The sequence below is a fragment of the Paenibacillus sp. J31P316 genome (genome assembly GCF_056269105.1).
Map to the genome: position 1 here is coordinate 122,361 of NZ_JBWDNI010000001.1, position 24,633 is coordinate 146,993.

21 protein-coding genes, 1 tRNA gene and 3 riboswitches are annotated in these 24,633 nt (G+C 54.3%); of the genes, 6 read left to right on the forward strand and 16 right to left on the reverse strand.

Annotated elements, in window-relative coordinates:
* Nucleotides 1-192: 192 nt before the first annotated feature.
* Nucleotides 193-390: riboswitch (cobalamin riboswitch) on the reverse strand.
* A gap of 388 nt (nucleotides 391-778) precedes the next feature.
* Nucleotides 779-1,768, reverse strand: coding sequence for a family 43 glycosylhydrolase (locus AC0YNU_RS00495; protein ID WP_475752357.1), 990 nt, complete (start codon nucleotides 1,766-1,768; stop codon nucleotides 779-781).
* A 240-nt stretch (nucleotides 1,769-2,008) separates the two neighbouring features.
* Between AC0YNU_RS00495 and AC0YNU_RS00500 the strand changes: the two genes are divergently transcribed.
* Nucleotides 2,009-2,896 (forward strand): ABC transporter permease subunit, encoded by an 888-nt coding sequence (locus AC0YNU_RS00500; protein WP_475752358.1) that lies wholly within the window; start codon nucleotides 2,009-2,011, stop codon nucleotides 2,894-2,896.
* On the forward strand, nucleotides 2,893-3,813 hold the full coding sequence (locus tag AC0YNU_RS00505; RefSeq protein ID WP_475752359.1) for an ABC transporter permease: 921 nt from the start codon (nucleotides 2,893-2,895) through the stop codon (nucleotides 3,811-3,813). Before AC0YNU_RS00500 ends, AC0YNU_RS00505 begins: the two co-directional genes overlap by 4 nt.
* 159 nt (nucleotides 3,814-3,972) lie before the next feature.
* Here AC0YNU_RS00505 and AC0YNU_RS00510 read toward each other — a convergent pair whose 3' ends face one another.
* Nucleotides 3,973-5,952 (reverse strand): arginine--tRNA ligase, encoded by a 1,980-nt coding sequence (locus AC0YNU_RS00510; protein WP_475752360.1) that lies wholly within the window; start codon nucleotides 5,950-5,952, stop codon nucleotides 3,973-3,975.
* 925 nt (nucleotides 5,953-6,877) lie between these two features.
* Here AC0YNU_RS00510 and AC0YNU_RS00515 point away from each other — a divergent pair.
* Both AC0YNU_RS00515 and AC0YNU_RS00520 read left to right on the forward strand, forming a co-directional pair.
* A complete protein-coding gene (locus AC0YNU_RS00515) occupies nucleotides 6,878-7,114 on the forward strand; it encodes a hypothetical protein (protein ID WP_475752361.1) in 237 nt (78 codons plus the stop codon).
* 49 nt (nucleotides 7,115-7,163) lie between these two features.
* Entirely contained in the window at nucleotides 7,164-8,804 is a 1,641-nt protein-coding gene (locus tag AC0YNU_RS00520) for an S-layer homology domain-containing protein (protein WP_475752362.1), read from the forward strand.
* A 240-nt stretch (nucleotides 8,805-9,044) separates the two neighbouring features.
* Here AC0YNU_RS00520 and AC0YNU_RS00525 read toward each other — a convergent pair whose 3' ends face one another.
* Nucleotides 9,045-9,188, reverse strand: a complete 144-nt coding sequence (locus tag AC0YNU_RS00525) for a hypothetical protein (RefSeq protein ID WP_475752363.1) — start codon at nucleotides 9,186-9,188, stop codon at nucleotides 9,045-9,047.
* On the opposite strand from AC0YNU_RS00525, the gene AC0YNU_RS00530 reads away from it, so the two are divergent.
* The gene (locus AC0YNU_RS00530; RefSeq protein WP_475752364.1) at nucleotides 9,187-10,329 is read left to right on the forward strand and encodes a stalk domain-containing protein; all 1,143 of its coding nucleotides are present in this window, start codon (nucleotides 9,187-9,189) and stop codon (nucleotides 10,327-10,329) included. The two genes, AC0YNU_RS00525 and AC0YNU_RS00530, sit on opposite strands and share 2 nt — an antisense overlap.
* A gap of 139 nt (nucleotides 10,330-10,468) precedes the next feature.
* Here AC0YNU_RS00530 and AC0YNU_RS00535 read toward each other — a convergent pair whose 3' ends face one another.
* The 5 genes from AC0YNU_RS00535 to AC0YNU_RS00555 form a co-directional block, all read right to left on the reverse strand.
* On the reverse strand, nucleotides 10,469-11,857 hold the full coding sequence (locus tag AC0YNU_RS00535) for a hypothetical protein (RefSeq protein WP_475752365.1): 1,389 nt from the start codon (nucleotides 11,855-11,857) through the stop codon (nucleotides 10,469-10,471).
* A 78-nt stretch (nucleotides 11,858-11,935) separates the two neighbouring features.
* Nucleotides 11,936-12,652, reverse strand: a complete 717-nt coding sequence (locus AC0YNU_RS00540; RefSeq protein ID WP_475752366.1) for an AraC family transcriptional regulator — start codon at nucleotides 12,650-12,652, stop codon at nucleotides 11,936-11,938.
* Between the two features lie 214 nt (nucleotides 12,653-12,866).
* Nucleotides 12,867-13,400, reverse strand: coding sequence for a TraR/DksA C4-type zinc finger protein (locus AC0YNU_RS00545; RefSeq protein WP_475752367.1), 534 nt, complete (start codon nucleotides 13,398-13,400; stop codon nucleotides 12,867-12,869).
* 75 nt (nucleotides 13,401-13,475) lie between these two features.
* Nucleotides 13,476-14,867, reverse strand: coding sequence for an amino acid permease (locus tag AC0YNU_RS00550; protein ID WP_475753902.1), 1,392 nt, complete (start codon nucleotides 14,865-14,867; stop codon nucleotides 13,476-13,478).
* Nucleotides 14,868-15,081: 214 nt separating this feature from the next.
* A riboswitch (Lysine riboswitch) is annotated at nucleotides 15,082-15,269 on the reverse strand.
* A 280-nt stretch (nucleotides 15,270-15,549) separates the two neighbouring features.
* Nucleotides 15,550-16,392 carry a phytanoyl-CoA dioxygenase family protein gene (locus AC0YNU_RS00555; RefSeq protein ID WP_475752368.1) on the reverse strand — a complete coding sequence of 281 codons (843 nt, stop codon included), beginning with the start codon at nucleotides 16,390-16,392 and terminating at the stop codon, nucleotides 15,550-15,552.
* A gap of 141 nt (nucleotides 16,393-16,533) precedes the next feature.
* Here AC0YNU_RS00555 and AC0YNU_RS00560 point away from each other — a divergent pair, with 141 nt between their 5' ends.
* A complete protein-coding gene (locus AC0YNU_RS00560) occupies nucleotides 16,534-17,349 on the forward strand; it encodes an AraC family transcriptional regulator (protein ID WP_475752369.1) in 816 nt (271 codons plus the stop codon).
* Nucleotides 17,350-17,508: 159 nt separating this feature from the next.
* On the opposite strand, the gene AC0YNU_RS00565 is transcribed toward AC0YNU_RS00560, so the two are convergent.
* The 8 genes from AC0YNU_RS00565 to AC0YNU_RS00600 all read right to left on the reverse strand — a co-directional run bounded on the left by AC0YNU_RS00565 (nucleotide 17,509) and on the right by AC0YNU_RS00600 (nucleotide 24,514).
* Complete coding sequence (locus tag AC0YNU_RS00565; protein ID WP_475752370.1) at nucleotides 17,509-17,988, reverse strand: GAF domain-containing protein; 480 nt, start codon at nucleotides 17,986-17,988, stop codon at nucleotides 17,509-17,511.
* A gap of 81 nt (nucleotides 17,989-18,069) precedes the next feature.
* Entirely contained in the window at nucleotides 18,070-19,032 is a 963-nt protein-coding gene (gluQRS, locus tag AC0YNU_RS00570) for a tRNA glutamyl-Q(34) synthetase GluQRS (RefSeq protein ID WP_475752371.1), read from the reverse strand.
* A 74-nt stretch (nucleotides 19,033-19,106) separates the two neighbouring features.
* Nucleotides 19,107-19,183: transfer RNA gene (locus tag AC0YNU_RS00575), tRNA-Asp, on the reverse strand.
* Nucleotides 19,184-19,302: 119 nt separating this feature from the next.
* On the reverse strand, nucleotides 19,303-21,042 hold the full coding sequence (gene ade, locus AC0YNU_RS00580; RefSeq protein ID WP_475752372.1) for an adenine deaminase: 1,740 nt from the start codon (nucleotides 21,040-21,042) through the stop codon (nucleotides 19,303-19,305).
* Nucleotides 21,043-21,124: 82 nt separating this feature from the next.
* A riboswitch (purine riboswitch) is annotated at nucleotides 21,125-21,224 on the reverse strand.
* Between the two features lie 98 nt (nucleotides 21,225-21,322).
* Nucleotides 21,323-21,526, reverse strand: coding sequence for a hypothetical protein (locus tag AC0YNU_RS00585; protein ID WP_475752373.1), 204 nt, complete (start codon nucleotides 21,524-21,526; stop codon nucleotides 21,323-21,325).
* Between the two features lie 193 nt (nucleotides 21,527-21,719).
* The gene (gene deoD / locus AC0YNU_RS00590) at nucleotides 21,720-22,433 is read right to left on the reverse strand and encodes a purine-nucleoside phosphorylase (RefSeq protein ID WP_475752374.1); all 714 of its coding nucleotides are present in this window, start codon (nucleotides 22,431-22,433) and stop codon (nucleotides 21,720-21,722) included.
* A gap of 59 nt (nucleotides 22,434-22,492) precedes the next feature.
* Nucleotides 22,493-23,797 (reverse strand): DNA glycosylase AlkZ-like family protein, encoded by a 1,305-nt coding sequence (locus tag AC0YNU_RS00595; RefSeq protein WP_475752375.1) that lies wholly within the window; start codon nucleotides 23,795-23,797, stop codon nucleotides 22,493-22,495.
* A gap of 135 nt (nucleotides 23,798-23,932) precedes the next feature.
* Nucleotides 23,933-24,514, reverse strand: a complete 582-nt coding sequence (locus AC0YNU_RS00600) for a GNAT family N-acetyltransferase (RefSeq protein ID WP_475752376.1) — start codon at nucleotides 24,512-24,514, stop codon at nucleotides 23,933-23,935.
* Nucleotides 24,515-24,633 lie beyond the last annotated feature (119 nt).

Here is a 24,633-nt window from a genome sequence, read left to right on the forward strand (position 1 = left end):
ATCCTCTTTTCAATTATCAATAGAGCTAGTCCTTGCACACGGTTTGCAAAACCTCGCCTTGAAACCAAAAAAGCCGCCCCTAATCAGGGCGGCTTAAAAAACGACACAAAAGCATCGCATTCAGAAGCATAGCTCCATTCTGCGCGCATGCGAAACATCGATCATTTCCAATTCCCACCCCCCGAAGAATTAAGAAACATTCGCGTATAGGCAGGTCTCCTGGCTCATGAATCATCGCTTCTCCAGCCTTCCCGGTTCGTTACGAACCAGTGGCACCGTGTGGAGTCGCTCCTCAATTACAGTGGCGGGACCGCGCCGGCATTTAACCGGACTTCCCTTTTAAGCAGGCATGCACTTCTTGCAGGCTGCACCTTTACGGATCATTATTCAATTAAATTCCTGTTCATCATCATAACGGCTTTTGATAGGGTTGTCTATTATAATTATTGTTCGTCATCGTTCAACAAGTCTTGCGGATAGCGAGAAATCGCAAAATCGTATCATTGACTAGAACGGAGTTGTCTCGCAGCATATGCGGTCTGTGACTGCCGTTCGGAACGACAAGCATGCAAGAAAATAATCGGCTCTCCGCTGCCCATTTTTTCACAGTAGAAGTCCAAGTCCTTCATTAATACATCAGGCAGGCCATGCATCCTCCCTTGTCATGTTAAGAACGCAACAGACGAGAACCAAATAAACCCGCCTCGAATAGGCGGGTTTGTGACGTGCAACTGGTACAGCTGCTACAGCTGCTACAACAGCTATAGCTGCAAGATAACTAGGCTTCCCGTGGGGAGCGAAGCGGCAAATTATAATAGCTCAATCCGATGTCTCGATTGCTGTGGCCGTGCAAATTCTCGTGAATCGTGCCCGCTGAAGCGTCGAAGGCGATCCAAAGCTTGTCTCCCACTACAAGGCAAGCAGGCAGACCGACAACCTGCTTCACCCACGGAATATTGGCGGCGTCAAGCACGACCGCCTTATTCTCGGCATTCCACTCCGTCAGCGATTCGCTCCAATACACCCAGACGGCATCGGTGAATTCAACGCCCGCGCCATCGGTGCCGACATGATTGACGAACATGAACCACAGTCCGCAAGCCGGCTCGTAATAGAGACTCGGATTCTCCAAATTCTCGTCCAGCGGCAGAATCGGTCCTTCGCTGTCCGTCCACGGTCCTTCCGGCGAGGAAGCGGTCAACAAGCCAATCGTTCGTTTAAAGTTCGGCCCCATGTTGCTTCCGCTGTAGAAGGCATAGAACGAATCCCCTTCCCGGACGAGATAAGGCGCGCAAATGCATCCTTCATTCCAGCTGCCCGGTTCCCCCAGCCGGAAGAGATTCGTCGTCACCTTCGTCCACGGCCCGTCCGGCCGATCGGCGGTCGCAAGCCCCGTGCGGTACGGAAGCGCGGGAACGAACCACGGCGCCCCGGAGGTGTTTTCTACCGATACGTAGTACATGTACCATTTGCCATCGAACAAGAAGGTCGGTCCATAACAGGCCCCGCCATGGTCCGTGTCTCCTTCTTCTCCAACCTGAAGCATACGGCCCTTCTTCTCCCATTGGAATAAATCATCGGAGACGGCGAGCGTGCAGCCCCAATCGCGCGTCCCGTTCCCATCGTAATGCAAGTAAAATTTGCCATCATGCTGGAATAGAAACGGTTCTCTAGCGCCTTGGACATCGGCTTCCGTATCGCCGTGCTTCAATACGGGAACAGCATGGACGTAATCCGGTTCGAATCTCCGGGTCAATTCGATCGTCATTCCTAATCGCTCCTTAGCCGTCAGATCGGTTATCGGCTTAATTGTAGCATGGGTGCCTGCGTTTGTAGCTTACAAAACAAGGCTTGGCCGATCGCGTCAAAATCACCGCATTCCGGATGTCCGGCCAGTCGCAATAAAGGTTCGCCGAGGCCGTCAAGACTTGTATTTATCAAGCCTGCAACTATACTTGATAGATGATCGTCTAGCATCTTAGAATCTGCTGGGAAAGGAAGCACTCGCATGTCAAAAGTCGTACAATTCACGCTGATCGTACCCGGAATGCTGCTGTTCGTGCTCGTATTCGCCATGTTCCCCGCAGTGCTTCAAACCAACCAAGTCGATGGCGCGCTTCAGCTTCATTGGACGAACGGTTTAACGAGCCTGCGCGATTATGCGCAAGGCCTATGGAACGGGCATTCGTTTCACTATCTGTCGGGAAAGACCGAATTATCGTTTTGGGAACAAATCGGTCGCAGTTTTATCGTTACGTTGTCGTACATGGCCGTTGGAGGCGTCGTCGGGATGACGGCGGGCGTTTTGCTCGGCGTCCGTACTGCCGTAGCGCGCAAACCATGGCTGAAGCGAATGCTTGAGTTGACGAGCGTGCTGCCGGACTTCGTTATCGTCATTCTTTTGCAATTTTTGATCGTGTACGTCGCATCCGAGACCGGTTGGGTCGTTTTCAAGGTTGCCAGTCCTTCGACGGATGACCCCGCGATCGCGCTTCCGCTGCTGTCGACGATCATCATTCCGGCCAATTATATGATTCGCAACGTTGCGCTGCATATGAACCATGCGTTGACCGAGGATTATATCAGCTTCGCCAAGGCGCGCGGACTTGGAAAAACCTACATCATCTTCTATCACGCCCTGCCTAACGTGCTGCCTTACGTCAAAGCCGACCTGCACAAGTTTCTAGGCATCCTATTCGGCAATTTGTTCATCTTCGAATACCTCTATAATCTGAACGGCGTCGCCATGATGCTGTTTTCCAATGCGTTCGCATTCGACGGTTATCAATACGGCTTCGTGGTCAACGGGATTCTTACGTTGCTCGTGCTCTATGCCATCATGTATGCCTTGCTCAGAACGGTGCTATTCGGATGGGAGAAGGTGATCGTCCGATGAATAAGACCTTGATTGCCGGGCTGATCCTTACATTCCTCATCCTTGCCGCATCGCTGTTCGGGCACTTTGTCGCTCCGCATGATATGAGCGAACATTTGGGCGTCGACTATTCGGTCGACGAGAACGGAGAAGGCACGCTCACCGTACCCCCGTCTCCTCCGACCGCCGACTATCCGTTCGGAACCGATAAATACGGCTATGATCTTATGGCGAAAATGCTGGCGGGCTCGAAATATACGATTTTCGGCGCGATTTCCGTCGCGTTCGGCCGCTTGTTCCTCGGAGGAATACTAGGCTTGCTGCTCGGCTATTACGGCAGCGACAAACCGTCCCGAATCGGCCGCCTGCCGATATGGAACGTATTAAGCGGCTTCCCGGTATTCGTCATCGTATGGATGATCATGATCGGCATCACCATGAATCCGGCAGCTTCCCCGCTAGTAATGACGGTCATTCTCGCCATCGTGCTGACGCTTGTGGGCATACCGTCCGTCGCCTCCGTCATGAAAGAGAAAACGATGATCATTCGAGAGAAGCAATTCGTTCTGTCGGCCAAGTCGATCGGAGCCAGCCAGTGGACGATCGTTCGAACGCATGTGTTTCCGCACTTGAAGGAGAGCTTCGCCATTATGTTCGTGCAGGAAGTCGTTCTTACGCTGGCTTTGTTCGGCCAGATGGCGATATTCAATATTTTCGTCGGCGGAACGAAAATGTTCTTCGATCCGGTCGAGTATAACAGCCGCACGAACGAATGGAGCGGTCTCATCGGCCAAGCGAGAGATCAGTTGTTCTATTATCAATGGCTGCTGTTCATTCCGCTTGCCGCATACGTCTTATTCATTCTCGGCTTCCATCTGATATCCGTCGGACTGGAAAAGCTGTACAAGCAGCGGTTTTCGAAAGTTTCTCATCTCTAACCGTACATGTTCTCGCCATAAAGCCTTTATAGAGCCGCCTGACAGTCGTCGAGACTTCGGGCGGCTCTTGTTTGTTCAATGTGCGTTTAAGTGCGTCATGGACGGCATTCAAGTTTCGGGAGTTCTTTCCGTTGAAGCTGCTTACCGCTTGCTCCTTTGTCACATCCGGCTTGGCGCCGGCAGACCGAGAATGCCATAGGCATCGTGCAGCGTAGCGCGAACCTGTTCGGTCAACCATAGACGGAATCTGCGTACGCCCTCTTCTGCTTTAAGAATCGTACAGGTCGCGTAGAAATGATTGAACAGCATGGCGAGCTCGTACGCATACGTGCACAGTACATTGGGGGCCAAATCGTTCATGGCCTCCTCTAAGATCTCCGGCCAATAGGCCAGCTGCTTCAGGAGCGCATACTCTTGCGACGCGAGTCCTTCGCTTCCGATCATTTGCGAGTCGTTCGAGTGAGTGAAGATTTGGTTCTGGGATGCTGCTTCAGCGGATCCCTCGATTGCGTACGTATCGACAGCGGATGTATCGGCAGCGGACGTATCGGCAGCGGACGTATGGACATAGGAACGGCCCTTCTCCAATAACGCGCTTGCTCTGGCATAGGCATACATCAGATACACGCCGGTGTTTCCCGTCACCTCCGTTGCCTGCTCCAGGTCGAACACGACCTCTGTCTGCAAATGAAACTTGAGCAAGTAATACCGAATCGCCGCGGCCGCGATCGTTCTGCTGTCCAGCCCTTCATGCTGCGAGCGCTTAGCTTCGATGACGGTTTCCATATGCGATACGAGATCGGCGACTTTGATGCCGACCCCTTGCCTGCCGGACATCGGATACGACGCTCTTCCTTTGGAAGTGTCGACGCCGAGGCTCTCGGCCGTTGCGGGACTCAAGGACACGACGCCGTAGCTGACGTGGTTCAGCTGGCCTGCTTGCTCCTCATAGGCCAAAGCCTGCAGCGCCTGCTTGACCATCTGCTGCGGATATTCCTGGCGATGATCGATGACGTTGATGACCGCGTCGGCGCGGCCGATGTCCCTCTCCGCGCCTTGAGCATGAGTGGACCAAAGACCGTCGCCGAAAGGCTGATAGCGGAAGCTTTTGTCCAGCAGACCGAATTTCCACATATGATACGCAATATCCTTGGCCGTGTACGTAAGGATGCCATTGGATCTGACCAGCACTTTATCCGCTTGATGTTCCGTTTGTTCAGCCGAATCCGATGCATCGTTCGATTGCTTGAGTACCCAGCATCCAGCCAGTTTCCCCACGGTTTCCTTATGGAACGAATCCGTCTTGCCCAGCTTCTCAAACGTCTGCTCCCAGAAGCCTTCGCGTACGATGCTGCTCTCCCACACCAGCACATCGTAATCGATTCCGAACTGGCGCATGTCTTCCACATGCTCCTTGACGATTCGTTCCGCGATCAACAATCCCAGCCAGGCAATGTTGTTGTTCCCTTCTTCCAACCGATGCAGGACCTCGGCGCGTTCGTGTACAAGCTCCGGTTGCTCCTTATATGCACGGTTAATCTCCGCATACACATCCCAGCAGAAATCGCCGAACCGCACATGCGTCTGTTTGACCGAGGTGCGAAGAATGCCGACGATCGTATCGGCAAGCTGATTGCCCAAATCATCGATGTAATTATGAACCTCGACTTCGTGACCGAAACGGGCAAGTAACCTCGCCAATGTATCGCCGATACACGAGTTCCGCAAATGACCGATATGCGCGGATTTATTGGGGTTGATGGACGTATGCTCGATCAGGATTTTTTTGCGAGTGCCGCCAAGCGTCGAGAGGTCTTGGATATTGGCTTGACGCATCCATTGCGTCCAATTGATATACAAATTGACGAAGCCTGGGGCAGCCACCTCGATTTTATCCAACCACGCCGTTAGCCGCACATCGTTCGCAAGTCTCTCCTTAACCTCATTTGCGATAACCATTGGATTGCGCTTGAGTACGCGAACCAGCTTCATCGCCAGGTTGGTGCTGTATTCGCCATGTTGTTCGCTTGCCGGATGCTCGATGACTATTGCCATTTCTGGGGTTGCTTCATGCCCGGCTTCGCGGAGCATCGCTTCCGCAATGTCTTGCAGCGCTTGCTTCAGATCGTGATGGATCATATTCTAGACCTCCTCTTGAAAATGCAAAAAGGCCCCCGTCTCCATGAAGAGACGAGAGCCGAAGCTTCCCGTGGTACCACTCTACGTGCCAACCGTCCGATGACGTGTAGCCGCTTGACTTGTTAACGGTCCGTGACCGGATTGACCTACTAGGAGCCGCTCCCTTGGACAATTAATGCTCCATTCGCGAAAAAGCTCTGTTCAATCCATCATATCCTGGGTCCGCTTCATTCATGAGTCACGTACCGGCTTCCACCGCCTCCGGCTCGCTGCGACTGTTCCTCGTGAATTACTGTCCCATTCCTTTATGTTAACGTATTTAATTGGCCGTTCATTGGATGCTCAAGATGGTTAATCCCATTTATACAGAAATCGGGTCGCGATGTCAAGGAATATTCAGAATATTCCGCGGAGTGGGGTTTTGAAGCTATTGGAAATAAGTTGGGATTATAATAGTTACATAATTATAGTTATGTAAACTACAACTATATGCTAGGAGGAGGAAAAGTATTTAATATAGTTAAATACTTTCTTAGTACAAGGTAACCCTGGGGCAAACGTTTCGCTAACGTCTCGATTTAACCCACTTTCAAATGCTCCGCTAGTGGAACAACGTAACTTGGTGCTCTACCACCTCTTGTGCGAAGAAATAAGTGCATATTTGCAGCTATTCGATGCTCATCCTGCGAATTTCGGGAAATAAGTGCAAATATGCATCTATTTCGACCAAGAACACGATGCAGCGTTAAAATAGATCGAAATAAGTGCATATTTGCATCTATTTCGTCTAAAGAGGCATTTTCTCTAAAAATAAGTGCATATTTGCATTTATTTTTAATCTTGGTAGTTTGCCTGAGAGGAATGAGAGATTGAACGGGTGATTGTCTCCGGCGGCCAGGTTTAAAACCCTTGGAATATGGATGGTTTGGATGGTTTGGATGGTTTGGATGGTTTGGACGGTTTGGATGGTTTGGATGGTTTGGATGGTTTGGATGGTTTGGACGGTTTGGATGGTTTGGATGGTTTGGATGGTTTGGATGGTTTGGATGGTTTGGATGGTTTGGATGGTTTGGATGGTTTGGATGGATTAGATATGCCCCGATTACCGTTACCTCTGCCAATAATTGAGGCTAGGTATTCCCGCTCCGTTTGGTTACGATAGATTGATCATGAAGACTCATCTATTACGAGCGGAAAGCGAGATTCATATAATGAAGCTTAATCAAGCCGTCAGACGAAAAGCGGCTGCTTGGATCCTGACGCTGGCCGTCGGTTGCGCCAGTGCCTTTTCCCCTTCTTTCACCGCTAGGGCAGCTGCGGCAACTCTTCTTCCCTATGACGATATTCGCAATAATTTTGCGACGGAAGCGATCGTGAATATGACGAAGCTTCAGTTGCTTACCGGTACGGGCGACAGACGCTTCGAACCCTATAAAGCCGTAACGCGCGCGGAATTCATAACGATGATCGAGCGGCTGCTCGGCATTCAGCCTGTTGCGAGTCCGATCCCATCCTTCTCTGATGTAAAGTCGACCGCCTGGTACTACGAATGGCTGCAGCCGGCGGTTCAATTGCATCTTGCCGAAGGTACGACACCTGCCTTATTCCAGCCGAACCGTCCTGTCACGCGCGAAGAAGCGGCCGTCATCTTGGCGCGCGCCTTGAAGCAGGCATTGGATACGGCATCCAACTTGCCGGGTGGTCTGTTCGAGGATCAGGAACGCATTCACGAGTGGGCGATCTCATCCGTCTATCGGTTGTACCGTTTAGGCTTGATGGGCGGCGACGACGAAGGCCGATTCCGTCCGCAGGAGCAGATGACGCGGCAGGAGGCCGCTGTCGTAATGAATCGTATTTGGACGCATACGGGCTGGTCCGATCAGCTGCGATCGGCACCGCCGGAGTCCATACAGCTCGGCTGGCAATATGGTCAAACGACCGTGCAATTCGAACAGACTGTCTTGCAATCGAACATAAATACGCTGTCCCCGCGTTGGTATTACCTGGGTCCGGCAGGAAGCGTGGAGGATCATTCGGACCTCTCCCTGCTGGCCTGGGCGCATGGTCGGGGCAAGAAAGTGTGGGCAATGATCGGCAACCATGCCGATCAAGCAGCTACTCACGGGATGCTGGCGAACGCGGCGACTCGTCAAGCGTTTGTTCGGCAGCTGGCGGATCGCGTCAAGCAAAACGGCATAGACGGTTTGAATATTGATTTCGAGAACATGCTGCCCGCAGACCGGGATGCTTTCACAGCCTTCGTCTCTGCATTGCGTCAAGAATTGAAGGCCGTTCCGGCCGTCTTATCCGTGAATGTCTCGCCGGATTTGGGGACGGATTGGACCGAAGTATTCGATTATGCGGCTATCGCGGCGAATTCGGATTATGTCGTATTCATGGGGTACGACGAGCATTGGGGCGGCGATCCGCAAGCTGGCTCCGTCTCTTCCCTGCCTTGGCTGCGCCATGGAATCGAAACCTTGCTTCAGCAAGCGCCTGCCAACAAAATCATTTTCGCTTTGCCCTTGTATACGCGCGATTGGATCATTGGAGGCAATGGCACGGCCACCTCGCAGGATATCGATCTCCGCAAACAGAATGGTATCGTGCTCGCCAAGAAGCTTCAACCGCTCTGGGACGAGAATTTGGGCCAATACGTGATCCATTATGTCGATCGGTCGCAAAATCATCGCATCTGGATGGAAGATGGACGATCTTTATCCGTAAAGACCGCCCTAAGCGAATCCTATCATCTGGCCGGCAACGGTTATTGGTACATGGGTGGCGAAAGCCCGGATATATGGACTAGCCTGCGTAATGAGGCGAAGTTTAATTCCTATTCATTTATCTAATTCGTCTAAATCATGTAGTTCGAGACCATCGGCTCTGCAATGAAATATTGCAGGGCTTGTGGTGCATCTGGCCGTAAGTAGAAACGCCGGCTGGGAGCCGTATCCCATTCTTCGACTAAAAGTGCAACCTCTTCCAGCCGCAATACGTTATAGTAATGTTTACTAGAACTTTATTATGCCCTGATAGAGTTCTAAGCTGCCTTACCATTCCGCAGCCGCATCCTTTCCTACTGCAACCCATTACGTTGAGGAGATGAAGAAACCAACCATGCGTTTATCGATGAAATCATCCTTACTTACGGCAAGTGCCGCACTTTTATTATTCACGGGTGTGCCCCGCGCCTCGGAAGCAGCAGTCCCGGCTCCCAAGCCGATCAGCATCATGCTCGATGGATTTCCTCTTCCGTTCCCGTCTGCTCCGTTCGTTACGCAAGGAACGACGATGGTCCCTTTTCGCGCCATCGCCGAGGCATTGAACATTACGGTCGCGTGGTCAGAGAAAGCTCAGACCGTTACCGCCACGAAAACACGCGATGGTGCGTTAACGACGGTTATTCTCCGCAAGAATGACAAGAAAGCCACCGTAAACGGCACGCCGCAGCCGCTCCGCGTCGCGCCTACCGCGAAGGACGGCTCCATCTTCGTCCCGCTCAGCTTCTTCGGCGCGCAATTCGGCGCGGCAGCCAGCTGGGACGGGGCTTCGCAGACCGTTTCTATCGCATCGCCGATTGAACCGATGTACGCGGAAGCCTTTTACGCCATCTCTTCCTTCAAGGAAGTTAGTCTCGTGAACCGGTTCCATGCCGTTTCATTCGGCTGGACGCGAATCGATGCGACCGGCAATCTGACCTTGGAAGGCAAAGACTTCTTCTGGCCGCAGGCGGCGGGAAGCGTTACGCCGGAATCGATCGTTCAGGACGCGGCGGATGCCGGCGGCAAGCCAAGCCTGATGGCGGTTGCGATGGACGGCAGCGGCGAGTTGACCAAGCTGCTCCAGGATCAGACGCTCCAAGCAAGCGTGATCGAGCAATTGGTGACGTTAGCCGCTCAAAATCATTTCAGCGGCATCACGCTTGATTTTGAAGGACTCGGCCTGTCCGGCGATTTGCCGACGATCCGCCAGTCCTACACGGACTTTGTCAAAAAGCTGGACCAAAGCGCGGAGGCTGCCGATTTGAAGCTGACGCTCGCGCTTCATCCGCAGAACAGCTCGTATCATGGGTATGATTATAAGCAGTTGGCCTCGTATGCGGATGAGATCATCCTGATGGCGTACGAGTATTCGTATGAGGGCGGGCCTGAGCCGATGAAACGCGTGGACGAAGCGATCCGGCTTGCTTTAGTCGATGTTCCGAAGACCAAGCTCGTTCTCGGGATTTCCATGGGCAGCGAGAATGGCCAAACGGTAACAGACAAGATCGGCCTCGCCAAGCGTTACGGACTGAAGGGCGTCGCTTTCTGGCGTCTCGGACTCTTGGGCAGCAATACGATGACTGCCATTCAGAAATCAATCCTTATTCAATAACGGAGGCTGCTTAAGCGCCTCCGCTTAACACGAAACAAGGGCTGCCCTGAGCGAATAGCTTAGGACAGCCCTTGTTTCATTTACATGCAGATGAGTAAGATGGGTAACGATGCAGCCCTGGCTACATAGTGACGTCGATTCAATTCTGATTGCTATTCGCTAGCGCGGTTAGAGCCTCTCTCCGCTCTCGGATATCGCCGATGAACGTCTTCCACCATGGATGATGCTCGGAGTTCGAAGCGAGTTGACCGAAGCCTTCATTCCATTTGGCCCATAGTCCGGTCATTTGCGCTTGCATATTCTCAAGGCTGTCATACTCGGGAAGCAGCCATTTGCGGCCGATCTGCGCGTGAAGCACTTCATCCGCCCAGTCATAATCCTGGAACATCGTCGCGAGCTCGTGACCGGATTGCTTGGCAATAATCCATTCTTGCCGTTTGCCGGTGTTCTTGTTCATTAAGCTTTGCTCAATGCCCCACAGCATCGTATGCGACTCGAGCGGTTCGAAGATCGTATTGAGGGTAACCGCCGCTCCGATATTGATCGGATACTTGTAAAATGCGACGCCGTGCGCATACAGGCCGACTTCGCCCATCATCGCATGGCGCGCTTCGTCCCATAATTGCCGGGAAACCTCCGTATAATAGTCCCACGGCTTGCCGGTCGTCTTGTACAGAATCGGTCCCATCCACTCCGGTACGTCCATCTCGCGAAGTCGTTTGTACAACAGGGCGTACGTACGTTCATCGCTCTCCAAAGCCTCGTCCCTGAAATAATCGTCGATATCCGCGGATCGGTTGTACGGATCTATGAACCGGCCGTCTCTTCGCGGCATCGCATCCATCTCGTAGCGGCTGCCGTCCGATCGGGCTTGGACGGACATCTCCTTGGCCGCATCAGCATTCGGCTTAGGCAAATCTCCGAATATTCCTCCGGCCTCCAGCAGGAACGATTGCAAATGTGCCCGCCATTGCTCGGAGATCGCGGCATCCGCTACATTCCGGGTCAAAGCCGCAAGCGCCTGCTCGCCCCACGCCAGCATCTCTTCTTCTTCGCGCAAAATGATGTTCAGTACGCGGCAGGTGGGCTGATCGGTTAACGGATTCGTTTCTCCCAGATGCCTGCGGATGGAGCGAATCATCTCCGGTTTGATGACGCCATATATACCTGTCAGCAGTTCAACCGAATTGGCCGATCGTATCAGTTCGTCCATCAGCTGCTCCAAGCGGGCATCAGGCACTTTGTCGAGATATAGCGGAGGCTCCCGCATCTCGGAGACGCGCTTTCGCAGCGCGGCCGCATGCTCCGCATCCAGCCAGATATGCAGGCTGAACGCGCTCTTGACCTCCCACTCCGGCGTGCTGGCAATGTGAGCCGCGTAGATGCCGTTCAATCTCGATTTCACGTAATTGAAACGCCGGATCAGCATCACGTTGTCCTCAATCGAATATCCCGGTTTGCATGCGTCCTCGTAGCTGCATAAGCCAGCCAAAGGCGGAATGCCTAAATTATCGATCTCTGCTCTCAATTGCACAGCCTTCTTTCCTTCAGAAATGGTTGCGCTTGCATGATTGACGTTCCTCGATTCCAAGAACCCTGCTGCCATTCAGGATGTTTCCAAGGCGTGAATAAGGCGCAAATATTGCGTATCGCCGAGACCATAGTGAGGAAACTGCCGGAAGAGCCGCTGCAATAATTCGTTCTGAGGCAGGCTTTGATGGTCTCTTATGAAAGCGGTGATTTCATTGTCTTGTGCATGATACGCCAAATAGCGCTTGATTCCTACGGACATGACCAGTAATTGCGGCACTTCTACGGCTTCCCGTTCGATGAGGACCTTCTTGTAAAGCGCTTCGTAATCCAAGCTCGGAAGCTCTACTTCCACGATGTCGCCGGTTGACGACTCCTTGATCATCAGGAAGACAATGCTGCCCTTATAGGACCGCTGCCTCAAGTACGCCAGCAGGGTCAACAGATTCATCTGACAGAACATATCGTCGCCAAACCATAACGCGATGCAGTCGTAGGATTGTTCGAATAGCGGCTGCAAAGGGGTAAGAGTAATGCGCTCGTATTCTTCCGTGGATACCTCATGCCCTGACGCGCGCAACCGATTAAACGAATCGCTGAAAATAGCTTCACCGGCAGCATGGGAACACATGGCTTCATTGAAAGGGACGAAATGGTAGGTATCCGTATGGGACAAGGCGTTCACCCGATCGTACATCGCTTGACCATTCAAGATATGCAATAGATTCGGTCCATGTTTATCATGGAGCTGGATCAGAAACCTTTCAATTATTAACGGCGTTAATTGATCCATGGTGTCATGTCCCATCCCTTCCTCACTGCCTTTGTTATCTCCTATGATAGCATTGCTTGCGAGAAATTGTCTCGAAACGCTTGAAACGCTTGCAAGACACTGTAACATTCTAACCCTGCCGCGATTCGCCTTGAATCGCGCACAGCCCCACAAGCCAAAAAGGCGACATCTGCAAGATGCCGCCTTCCGTATTTGAGACTCGTATTTGCATATGTTACTTGTCCGTATCTACCGTGCCGCTTGCATTGCCGTATTGCTCCAGCGACTCCCAAGCGCCTGCTTCATCAAACCGGCCGGCGTTCGCCTGCCTCCCAGCCCCTGCACCGGATGGAGGCTGCGTCATCACCTGCTCCTCGACCGGCCGCTGCTCCGAGATCGTATCCGACGCATGCGCGATGCAGCGCGAAGCGGTCGGCACTGCCTTGAGGCGCTCGAACGGAATCGCTTCCCCGCACACCTCGCAGGTCCCGTAGCTTCCTTCGGACAGCCGGCCGAGAGCCGCTTCGACATCCTCCAGCTGCTGGTTCAGGTGTTCGTCGATCGCCATGTCCCGTTCGCGCTCGAACGTCTCCGTACCCAAATCGCCGGGATGATTATCGTAAGCGGAAAGCTCTCCGGTCGATACCGTTTCCGACACCGCTCCTAAGCCTTCGGCCCTCTCGTTCTCGAAATGGTTCATCAGTTCCTTATGCTCCTCGCGAAGCAAACCGGTCAGCTCATCGCTTTGCTGCTGCGTTAATGTTGTCATATCCGTCACTCCTTTCGGCCTTCAAGGCAAACATAGTTCTGTTTACCCTTCCGCTGCCGAATGTGACGCAGTTCACTATTCCACCGCAGGATCCAGCTCGCATTCCTCCAGCTTCAGCACTTTGGTTTTGTATTTCCATTTGTAGCCCAGCCATACGGCCAGGAATAATGGAATCCCGATATAGGAAGCGATAACCAATGTCCAGTCAACCACGCCGTCCGAGTAGGCGCTGATGCTTTGGCCGATGATGACGATTATGCACATGACGCCTGCCAGAATCGGGCCGAACGGGAACCATAAGGAGCGGTACGGAAGATCGGAGACGGCGTTCCCTTGCGCGACGTACGCTTTGCGGAAGCGGTAATGGCTGATCGCGATGCCGAGCCAAGCGATGAAGCCTGACATCCCCGATGCGTTCAACAGCCAGATGTACACTTGTCCGTCGCCGAAGAACGACGCGAGGAATGCCAGCATGCCGAGCGCGGCCGTCGCGAGCAGCGCGTTGACGGGAATACCGCGCTTGTTGAGCTTGCCGAACAGCTTCGGTGCTTTGCCCTCGCTCGCCAATACCCACAGCATGCGCGTCGATGCGTACATGCCCGAGTTGCCTGCCGACAGCACCGAGCTCAGGATGACGGCGTTCATGACCGAAGCGGCCACGCTGAGACCGGCTTTCTCGAAGATAACCGTAAATGGGCTTGCGCCGACGCTGTCGCTCGACAAAGTATCCGTCGTGAACGGGATCAACAGGCCGACGACGAAGATCGCCAGGATATAGAACAGGAGAATGCGCCAGAAGACGCTGCGGATCGCGCGAGGCACGTTTTCCCGCGGATTCTCCGATTCCCCTGCCGCAATGCCGACAAGCTCCGTCCCTTGAAAGGAGAAGCCGGCCGCCATGCAGACGCCGAGCACGGCAAGCCAGCCGCCCGAGATCGGCGCGTCGCCCGCAGTGAAATTCCGGAACCCGACGGCATCGCCGTTCCAAATGCCAACGATCATGAGCAGGCCGATGCCAATGAACACGATGACCGTGATGATCTTGATCATCGCGAACCAGTATTCCGATTCGCCGTAACCTTTTACCGTTAATAAGTTCAGCCCGACCATCAGGGCAAGGAACAAGGCGCTCCATAGGAACGACGGGCTGTTCGGAAGCCAAAATTTTATAATAAGCGTCGCTGCCGACAGCTCGGCTGCGATCGTGATCGCCCAGTTATACCAATAGTTCCACCCGAGCGCGAAGCCGAGCGATGGATCTACGAATTTTGTCGCGTACGTACTGAAGGTACCGGATACCGGCATGTAGGTCGCCATTTCGCCCAGGCTGGTGACCAAGAAGTACACCATAATTCCGATGAGGAAATAGCCGAGAAGAGCGCCGCCTGGTCCGGCATCATGGATAGCCCCGCCGCTGGCAATAAACAGTCCGGTTCCAATCGATCCGCCGAGCGAGATCATCGTCATATGGCGTGATTTCAAGCCTCTGCGCAGCTTGTTTGCTTTCCCAGTTTTTATTTCGTTCACTGCCTTTATCTCGTTTACTGCCGCGTTCTCTTTCACTTTCCGTATGCCCCTTTTACATGTTCTTCCTTCGCTTTGGTCGCCAGCATCGAATTAAACACAAATAGCCGCCTTACATATCACTAAGCAAGGCAGCTTCAATTCCCCATGGATCCCGGTACAAGATAGCACAACATGCCGCGTTTGATGCGACGGCATGACAGTTCCGTTCCTTTCGGAAACGGCCCCAGCCGGCACGGTCAGTAACCCGCGCAGCTTCGGCGATGGTGCCTTTTCATCGGAATCGACGGCCATTACCGGACCTCCTCCGACGTACTCTTCAACATCGCGACCTCTACCTCATCACGATCGATGAGGATTTATATTTAATTGCAATAACATTTAACTATATTAATTACCGTATGAGCATAAAGCAATGGGAAATGTCGCCAATAAAGCCGTACGATGAAAACGGAGCGCAAACGAAAAACCATCTGGAGCAGCTAGGCTCGCAAGTAGCGCAAGTGTGGCACAAGTAGAGCAAGTGTGCCGCAAGTGGCGATACCGCTCCATTTCGCCCCCTGACCGAAGGCATAACAAAACGGGACAGAGCATAATGCTCTGCCCCGTCTTTGCGGGCTAATCTTTATTGGGCTGCCGCGGCGTCTTTGAAATGCCCGCGCGGCTTCTTGCCGCTCCAGCGTTCGTCGATCTTCTCGAGCGAGGACTGGTATCTCGTGTCTACGCTGATGCGATACTGGTTCGTCTTGTTCTCCAGCGAGCAGTGCATGAGGAACATGCCGAAGATGAGCACGTCGCCGGCTTTGAATTCCGTCGTCGCCCACTGGCCGCCGTATCTGTTCGTAATGACCAGCGGGTCATCCGTATAGTGTCCTATGCCGTCCCGATCGGAATCCTTCGATCCGTAGGACTGCTTCAGATCTTCGAAACGGTGCGAATCGAGGCAGATCGCAAGACCGCCCTTCGCATAATCGACATCGTCGATCGGAGACCACACCGTATAGAGGTTATGCGTGCCGCGTCCCATGTAGACGATGTCGTAATGCGCGCCCGTGTAATCCCCTTTGCCGACCGCGCGCAGCCACTTGTATTGATAGGTCAGCGATTGCTCGCCGAACAGTCGATCGAAGAAGCCCATGATATGATCGCCGTTCAGCACGTTCAGCAGCTCGGGCAAGTCCTCGTTCGTGCCGCCCAGGAACAACGATTTGCTGCCGTCCGCCATGACGCCCTCTTCCAGTATCGTGTCCCGGTCCAGCTTGCCCAGTTTATTCATCTTCTCGAGAATGGCGCGTCTTGCTTCCAGCACTTGCTCCCGATCATGGAAGCCGCGGAGCAGCAAATAGCCGTCCTCTTGTATTCGGGTTCGAAGCGCCTCGATGTCATGCAGCAGATCGTTCGAATCCCTGAGTTCCGCCAAATGCGGTCCGCCTAGCTCCAGCTCGCGGCTGCCTACCTTCAATAACATTCCCGTTCACTCCTTCATCATGTCTTCCATCGTTTATGCTATTATTGTATGCCTGAAAGCGTCTCCCTTCCATGGAACGATGTTATGAAAACATGTATAATCGTACAGAGTGCTTACGCAATAGAGGAGGCAGATAATGATATGGCCATCATGAATATTCCGTATGAAATGGATGCCCTCTTCCAAAATGCGGCGTTTCGCTTCAAGTCGATATGGAAAGTCGTCGCGAACGACACCTATCAGGTCACTAATTCTCAGGGCTTCGAGAATCCCGGTATCTTCGTCACGTATGAGGGCAAGGGACAGTTCTCGAGCTCGGACAAGGCGTATGAGCTAGATGCCGGCACCTATATTATCGTTCCGCGCGGCCAGCCTTGTTCCTACCAATGCGCTGACGGGGATTGGAAGTTTTATTTCCTCCATTTCGATCCGATGGACATGGCAATGGAGCTTAACCTGGCCGTCGGCCAGCCGGCGTTCACCGCCAATATGCCCGAAGCGATTCGTCTGTGCGAACGTCTGATTGATAGCTTAATCCTTCAGCCGGTCGGATATGCGTACACCGCCCAGCTGTCAGCGCAGGAGCTGCTGCTGCTGCTCGCACGGGAGCAGTCCGCCAACGGACAGAATCGGCATCCTGAATTGGACGAAATCCTGTTTCAAATGCACAAACATATCGGCCAGCCGGTTCCGATCGATGATTTCGTCCGCCGAAGCGGATTGTCGCGCACCGTCTTCTTCGCGCGATTCAGAGCCAGGACAGGCATGTCACCGAACCGGTATATGCAGGAGCTTAAGCTGTCCTCCGCCAAGGCGGCGCTCGAGACGACGAACGCTGCGTTGAAGGAAATCGCGGCAGCGCTTCGATTTTATGACGAGTTTCATTTCTCGAAGCTGTTCAAGCAGCGATATGGGATGGCCCCCCGCGCCTACCGCCAGAGCTTGAATCATAGGTGATCACATGACCCGCCAATCAAATAGAACCTTCCGGACCACGAGGACGTGGAACGAAAGGTTCTATTCGTTGCGCGGACTGATGACGTTGCAAACCGCGGTCACCAGTACGCCTTATCTTCTAACTGTTAGTCGGCCTTGACTAATTAGTCGGCCTCGACATTATAGAGCTGCGACAAGCTGCACGGCGAAACGCTCCAAATATTGCTGATCTACTTCGTCGAAGCGCTCCAGTTCGGGACTGTCGATATCGAGTACGCCGATCAATTCGCCTTCCTTGACGAGCGGAATGACGATTTCCGATTGCGAGGCGGCATCGCAGGCGATATGTCCCGGGAATTCATGCACATTCGGCACTAGAACCGTCTCCCGGTCGCTGGCTGCCTTCCCGCATACGCCACGGGTCAACGGGATCCGAACGCAAGCCGGCATGCCTTGGAACGGACCGAGCACGAGTTCTCCGCCTTGGTACAAATAGAAGCCGACCCAGTTAATGCGCGTCATGAATTGATTCAATAAGGCGGAAGCGTTCGCCAGGTTAGCGATACGGTCCGTCTCGCCTTCCAGCAGCGCCTCCAGCTGGCGAATGACAAGCTCGTAATCTTGCTCGCGCGAGCCTTGATAGCTTTCGGAATGAAACATATATAAACAGCTCCTCATCATGTCGAATAGGTGCACGAGCACTTGCTCATGCGATCCATTGTCTAGTTGTCCTCGAATTGATTAGCATGACCCGATCAACTGTCCCAGCATATCGTCAGTGACCGTTATGCTTTCCGTGTTGACCTGCTCGATGCGAAAATGACGAATCAGCTCGCTCGCCCGAACCGGCTCGGCCGTTGGCGTCAGCCCGCTGACCGCGGCCAGCCAGCCGACCACCTTCTCGGGCGCGATACCGGCGGAGCGCAAGGCGGCCAGCGATAAACCTCCATGCCGCTTGGCTAACCGTTTGCCATCGGAACCGAACATAAGCGGCACATGGGCAAACCGCGGCGAACGCAGTCCGAGCGCTTCATACAGCTGCAGCTGGCGCGGCGTGGAATCAAGCAAATCGGCGCCGCGCAGCACGTCGGTAATCCCCATCCTGGCATCGTCGACGACGACGGCCAGCTGGTAGCTGAACATGCCGTCGGCCCGTTTCACGATGAAGTCGCCTCCTGCGCCGGGCGGGAAAGCTTGCGGACCGGCAACGGCATCTTGGAAATGTACCGGCTGCGAATCGATGGTAAACCGAAACGAAGGCTGCTTGCGAAGATGCTGTTCTTCGCGCTGCTCCGGCGAGAGCGACGAGCAGGTGCCGGGATAGCTGGGCCCTTCGCTGCCGAGACCGTGCGGCGCACTGGCGACGGAAGCCAGCTCGGCTCTGCTGCAGAAGCAGCTATACAGCCGGCCTGCCTGTTCCAGAGCAGCCAGCGCTTCCTCGTAGGCGGCCATTCGCTCGCTTTGCGTATAGGGGCCGTGCGCGCCGCCGATATCCGGCCCTTCATCCCAATCCAGGCCAAGCCATCGCAAATCGGCGAGTGCCTGCTCGGCCAGCTCGGCCTTGGAACGCGTCGAATCGACATCCTCTACCCGGAGCAAAAATTCCCCATCGGCGCTCCTCGTCTGCAGCCAGGCGAGCAGCGCCGTACTCGCGTTGCCGATATGCATCAGCCCCGATGGCGTCGGGGCGAATCGTCCTCTCATAGACAGGACCTCCCTAGGATGCAAAAATGAGCAGGAAGACTAGCTCCTGCTCAATCAAAGTATGAAGGTTAGAATGGCGGAGCCGACGGGATTCGAACCCGCGGTCTCCTGCGTGACAGGCAGGCATGTTGGGCCACTACACCACGGCTCCGCGTTACAAGACAAGCAACATCATACCATGTGCTCGTCCATGACGCAATAGATGTCGGCGAAATCCTTGCAATTTCTGCCTTTTGAATGCCCTTATTTCCGAAACATTAGAATCCCTGCTTACGCCTCCACAGGAATCAGCCGGAATGCTTCGAAGTCGAACAACCCTTGATCCGTCAGCTTCAAAGCCGGGATGACGGGCAGCGTCAGGAAGGACAACGTCAGAAAAGGGTCGAAATCCTCCGGGGCTCCGATTTCGGCTAAAGCCTCGTTGAGCCGGAGCAAATCCTCGTACACCTCTCCGTGTTCCCGTTCGGACATTAAGCCGGCGACAGGCAGCGCTAAGGATGCGGCTACCTTTCCGCCTTCGACGATGACGAGCCCGCCTTGAATACGGATGAGATGCTCAAGCGCGACCAGCATATCTTCGTCGGAAGTCCCCGCGATCACGATATTGTGGGAATCATGGGAGACGGTAGACGCGATGGCGCCTTTCGTGAGTCCGAAACCCTTTACGATCCCAAGCCCGATATTGCCCGTGCCCCGATGCCTTTCGACGACGGCCAGCTTTAGCTGGTCCTTCGCGACCGATGGCTGAAAGACGCCGCCATGAATATCCACCGTTTCCTTGAGATGCCGAGTGACGATCTGATTCGGAATGATTTCGATCACATGGCATCTGTTAGCCGTTAGCGGCAGCTCCAGATCGCGCAGCTGCACGGGCTTAACGTTCAACCTCGGCAGCGTATCCGCGCGATGATTCCGTGCGGGCGCTTCCGGAAAAGCCTTCTCCTGAATCTCCCCCTGCCGGACGACACATTCTCCCTGAACATATACGGCATGAATATCTATGAGCTCCAAATCATCCAGTACAAGAAAATCAGCCCGATAGCCTGGCGCGATCGCTCCCCTGCCGCGCAGCTGGAAGCATTCCGCCGTATTGATCGTCGCCATCTGAATGGCCGTGATCGGATCAAGTCCTTGGCGAATCGCGAGCCTCGCGACATGGTCGATGCTGCCCTCCTCGATCAGATCGTCGAGCAGCTTATCGTCGGTAACGAACAGGCATCTTCTAGCATTACGCTCGGTGACAACAGGCAGCAGCGCCTCCAGGTTCTTGGCGACCGTACCTTCCCGAATCATAAGATACATGCCGAGATCAAGCCTGTCCCGGGCTTCCTCGGCGGTCACGCTTTCGTGATCCGTGACGATGCCGGCCGCGGGATACACGTTCAAGCTTTCCCTGTCTATCCCCGCCGCGTGTCCGTCGATGAGCTTCGACTGGGCGCCGGCAAGCTTGGTCAGCATCCATTCCTCTGCGCTCGCGACAGCAGGATAATTCATGACCTCGGCGAGTCCCAACACCTGCGGATGCGCGTAATAGGGAGCCATCTGCTCCGCTTCGAGTACGGCTCCGTTGCTTTCGAACGGCGTGACCGGCACGCAGGACGGCAGCATGACGAAGATATCGAGCGGCAGACCCTCGGCACTGCCCAGCATATAATCGAGGCCGTCCGTCCCCGCGACATTGGCGATTTCATGCGGATCCGTGACGACCGTCGTGACCCCGTGCCGAAGCAGCACTTTGGCGAACTCGCGGGGAGCCAGCATGCTGCTTTCGATATGGACATGCCCATCCATAAAGCCGGGCACGATATATCGGCCTTCCGCGTCGATCGTGTCCATGCCTTCATAGGAGCCTATACCGGCGATAAAGCCGTCTACGATCGCAACGTCGCCTTCCATCAACTCGCCGGTGAATACGTTGACGATCTTGCCTCCTTTTACGACTAGATCTGCCGGTATTTGCTTGCTGGCGACGCTAATCCTTCTTCTCAATCCGGTTTCGATATCCGTCATCGCACTCACCCTTCTCAAGCTTAGTATGTGTCATTTCCCCTTGATTGCCTGATTGTGGACGCAAAAAAATCCCGATCACAAAAAGAGCAATTGTCCTTTTTGTAATCAGGATTTTACGGTTCCTGGTAGAGACCCTCAAACCATATCATTGAGGTTATACGTATAGGTTGGGCGTGAATCTCTACCATCATAATATGCGTAGGCGCATGAGTCAAATGAACGGCGATGATTGTCACGCCTTGCCTAGGAGCTCACTCGTCTCCGGTTGAATAAGGAATGATTAATCGCCGGTAGATCCGTCGTAGTAAATCGGGTGTTCCGCGTTCGATTCGTTCACCGCACCCTTTGCGGTAAACGGTGCAGGTACCGGCTTGGTATGGTTGCCGTACTTGTCAGCCAATTGTCTGGCAATTACGCTTAGGGATTCGCCGTTGCCGGCATAACCGTTGTAATAGATCGGGAAATTGCTGTTCTTCTCCTCCATGCCCTCACCCCCTTTGCCTACTCATTCGACAGCGTTCGTCCGTTTCCTTTATCTGTATGAGATTCCTATATTTATTTTTTGGCGATGCAAAAAAGACCTGGATGAACGAGTGTCATCCAGGTCTTTCGCGATTTCGTTATGCAGTCTTCCATAATCGTCAAGCTGCCAGAGGGTATGCCTTCGCCAAATCCGACTAGGAGGCTTGGATCGCTGCTTCGAGGGCAACGACGATCATATCGTTAAACGTCGTTTGGCGTTCCTCGGCCGTCGTATCCGTCTCGCCGCTGAACAGATGATCGCTTACCGTAAGGACCGACAGGGCTTTGGCCTGATGGCGCGCGGCGATCGTATAGAGCGCGGAGCTCTCCATCTCTACGGCGAGCACGCCGTAATCGGCCAGCTTCTTGACCGGCTCCATGCTTTCCCGATAGAACGTGTCCGCCGTCAGGATATTGCCGACTTTCACGTTAAGCTTCCGCTCTTGACTGGCCCGGTATGCCCGCTGCAGCAGATCGAAGTCCGCATGCGGAGCAAAATTGAAATCAGGGAACAGCAGCCGGTTGGCATTCGAATCCGTCGTTGCCGTCATCGCGAGTACCACGTCGCGGACCTTGACATCCTGCTGGATACCCCCGCATGTGCCGACGCGGATCAATTGCTTGACGCCGTACTCGCGGATGAGCTCCGTCACATAGATGGATATCGAAGGAACGCCCATCCCCGTCCCTTGTACGGAGATACGGTTGCCTTTGTACATGCCCGTAAAGCCGAGCATGCCTCTCACCTGATTGTAGCAGCTTGCATCCTCGAGGAAATTCTCCGCGATGTATTGCGCGCGCAAAGGATCGCCGGGCAAAAGGATCGTTTCGGCGATATCGCCTTGTTTTGCGTTAATATGAATGCTCATTCATGAACCGCCGCGGCGCAAGCTGCGCCGCGTGCGGCGTTCACCTCCATCGTTTATCTTCAGTCATTGTTCGTCTTCGTTCCATATCCATCTTCGACCGCATAACGTTCGATGGATACGGTATCTGCCCCGTGCGTACGGGCGAAAGCTTCCAGCGCGCAGTCCATCCTGCTTCTCAGAAGATCATTATACGGAATCCCGGCTTCGAGCTGAAGCAGCTGCACCGATAAATGTCGCTTCTTCGTATCCAATCGCGGATCCATCCTGCCGATGAGGCGGTCGCCGTCCAATATCGGCATGGCGTAATAACCGTAAGTGCGCTTGACCGCCGGCGTATAGATTTCCCAGCGGTAGGTGAAATCGAACAGCTCCTCCAGCCGCTTCCGGCTCCACAAGAGATTGTCGAGCGGCGGAAGGAAACGGATCAACGCTTCGGCTGCCGCTTCATCTTCTCCGTCAGCCTCACTCAACCGTACGGTTTCTTCTTGCTCATGCATGGACAGCCGTTCACGATCCGAAGCCAATATGTAATAAGGTTGCTTCAAGCCTTCGATGACGACCGGGATGATCGTTCCCGATTCCACATGCCTGGCGACCGCATTGCGCCGCTCCTGCGCGGACAAACGCTGCCAGCCGAAACGGGGATCGCTCGGTTCGAATACCCTGTATGCCTGGAAATATTTCCGAAGCATGGCGTCCTGCGCCTCGGCTGGGTCGATTCGCTCCACCTCTTGCAGCAGTTCGGCCGGGACGCTTCGGAGCGCCGTGTGGAACAGCCGCTGATTTCCTTCCCTGCCTACGATGCGAATCTCCGCGGCGTCCGTCAGCAGATGGAGCGCGAGCGAAGTCGCTTTGGTCCTCGCCGTCGCATTCGCGTCATCCCAATACCCGTGCACCCGCTGCTCGGAATCGAAGGATTTGGCCGTCAAGGGCCCTTCGCGATCCAGCCGTTCCAGCACTTGGCCGGCGACGGGCTGAAGCGATTCGATCGAGGCTAGCGTATTTTGCCGCATCCGCTGCCGGGTCGGCTCGAAGATCGGATAGTCTTCCATAGGTAGGATGCATGCCGCGTTCGCGATATATTCAAATACCTCGTTGTCCCGCAGCAGCGCATTCATCGCCTCCGGCTCGTAGCCGGCAATCCGCGCCGCGAGCGTCAGGTGCTGGTTCGCGCGCACGGCGGCCACGGGATCGATCTGTACGGCTTCCAGCTGCCGAATGACCTCCAGCACGCAGTGCTGCAGCCCTTGCTCGGCTGTCTTGCCGTCTACCGGCGCGTCGGGTTTAATGAGAGGTTCGAGCAGTCGCTGCCTGTCCAATAATAATCGCCTGAGCGCGATTTTCGTCGTCCGAATCGGTTCCAATCCGGCACCTCCGATCGAAGAATAAGACTGCTCGTCCAACGTCGAATTGCTGTTATACTTTACCATTTAGCTGCCGCAGCTTCAAGGATTCTTCCCGGTCCGACGGTATCGACCGCGAATGCTCCTCTTCCTACGCTACGATTTCGCTCGATACGCCTTTTCATGATATCGCGTAATTGCCTTGAACAGCGCTTTGCCGCCGTCTTCCGGCTTCCGCTCCTCCACGAACGGCAGGTACATCGCACGATACGTCTCGGGAACCCAAATGTAGGCATGTACATATTCGGTCAGCCGAAACCCTGCTCGCTCCCAAAATCGAATGCGATTCGCGTTCTCGGCCGTTTCCTCGGCTTCGACTTCGATGACCAGCCCGCGGCAGTCTTCGATCGCGCGTTCCGCCCAGCTTCGCATATCATCCAAGCACCGGCTGCCGATCCCGCTTCGCTGCGAGGAACGCCGGACGGCCAAATAATCGATGACCACCCAGCGCGTGCGGGCATCGAAGGCGGTAAGCGCCATGGCAACCGCTGCTCCGCGCTCGCTCCAGACATGGAGCGTGCATAAGCGGCGCTCGAACATGCGACGGACGATCGCACGGTTTTTGCGGCCATGCTCGGGGAAGGCTTCCACGTAAATTTCTTCGGCGGACAGCCATAACGCTTCGTTCCACTCTTCGGTTGTCTGGTAGTCCATGTCGCTTCCTTTCTGCGCGGCCAACTAGGTATCGCCTGGAGCCGTTTACGGTTATCGTACCCGGATACGACTTGTTTTGGCAAATGCAAAGAACCTTCAGTACCACGCTGGCGAGGGTATTGAAGGTTCTAGTTCCAGATTCA

What these genes read in the sequence shown, in the direction of transcription:
- AC0YNU_RS00495 (WP_475752357.1), bottom strand. Translation starts at nt 1,768, where the DNA reads ATGACGATCGAATTGACCCGGAGATTCGAACCGGATTACGTCCATGCT.
- AC0YNU_RS00500 (WP_475752358.1), top strand. Translation starts at nt 2,009, where the DNA reads ATGTCAAAAGTCGTACAATTCACGCTGATCGTACCCGGAATGCTGCTG.
- AC0YNU_RS00505 (WP_475752359.1), top strand. Translation starts at nt 2,893, where the DNA reads ATGAATAAGACCTTGATTGCCGGGCTGATCCTTACATTCCTCATCCTT.
- AC0YNU_RS00510 (WP_475752360.1), bottom strand. Translation starts at nt 5,952, where the DNA reads ATGATCCATCACGATCTGAAGCAAGCGCTGCAAGACATTGCGGAAGCG.
- AC0YNU_RS00520 (WP_475752362.1), top strand. Translation starts at nt 7,164, where the DNA reads ATGAAGCTTAATCAAGCCGTCAGACGAAAAGCGGCTGCTTGGATCCTG.
- AC0YNU_RS00530 (WP_475752364.1), top strand. Translation starts at nt 9,187, where the DNA reads ATGCTCGATGGATTTCCTCTTCCGTTCCCGTCTGCTCCGTTCGTTACG.
- AC0YNU_RS00525 (WP_475752363.1), bottom strand. Translation starts at nt 9,188, where the DNA reads ATGATGCTGATCGGCTTGGGAGCCGGGACTGCTGCTTCCGAGGCGCGG.
- AC0YNU_RS00540 (WP_475752366.1), bottom strand. Translation starts at nt 12,652, where the DNA reads ATGGATCAATTAACGCCGTTAATAATTGAAAGGTTTCTGATCCAGCTC.
- AC0YNU_RS00545 (WP_475752367.1), bottom strand. Translation starts at nt 13,400, where the DNA reads ATGACAACATTAACGCAGCAGCAAAGCGATGAGCTGACCGGTTTGCTT.
- AC0YNU_RS00550 (WP_475753902.1), bottom strand. Translation starts at nt 14,867, where the DNA reads ATGACGATGATCTCGCTCGGCGGATCGATTGGAACCGGACTGTTTATT.
- AC0YNU_RS00555 (WP_475752368.1), bottom strand. Translation starts at nt 16,392, where the DNA reads ATGTTATTGAAGGTAGGCAGCCGCGAGCTGGAGCTAGGCGGACCGCAT.
- AC0YNU_RS00560 (WP_475752369.1), top strand. Translation starts at nt 16,534, where the DNA reads ATGGCCATCATGAATATTCCGTATGAAATGGATGCCCTCTTCCAAAAT.
- AC0YNU_RS00565 (WP_475752370.1), bottom strand. Translation starts at nt 17,988, where the DNA reads ATGTTTCATTCCGAAAGCTATCAAGGCTCGCGCGAGCAAGATTACGAG.
- gluQRS (WP_475752371.1), bottom strand. Translation starts at nt 19,032, where the DNA reads ATGAGAGGACGATTCGCCCCGACGCCATCGGGGCTGATGCATATCGGC.
- ade (WP_475752372.1), bottom strand. Translation starts at nt 21,042, where the DNA reads ATGACGGATATCGAAACCGGATTGAGAAGAAGGATTAGCGTCGCCAGC.
- AC0YNU_RS00585 (WP_475752373.1), bottom strand. Translation starts at nt 21,526, where the DNA reads ATGGAGGAGAAGAACAGCAATTTCCCGATCTATTACAACGGTTATGCC.
- deoD (WP_475752374.1), bottom strand. Translation starts at nt 22,433, where the DNA reads ATGAGCATTCATATTAACGCAAAACAAGGCGATATCGCCGAAACGATC.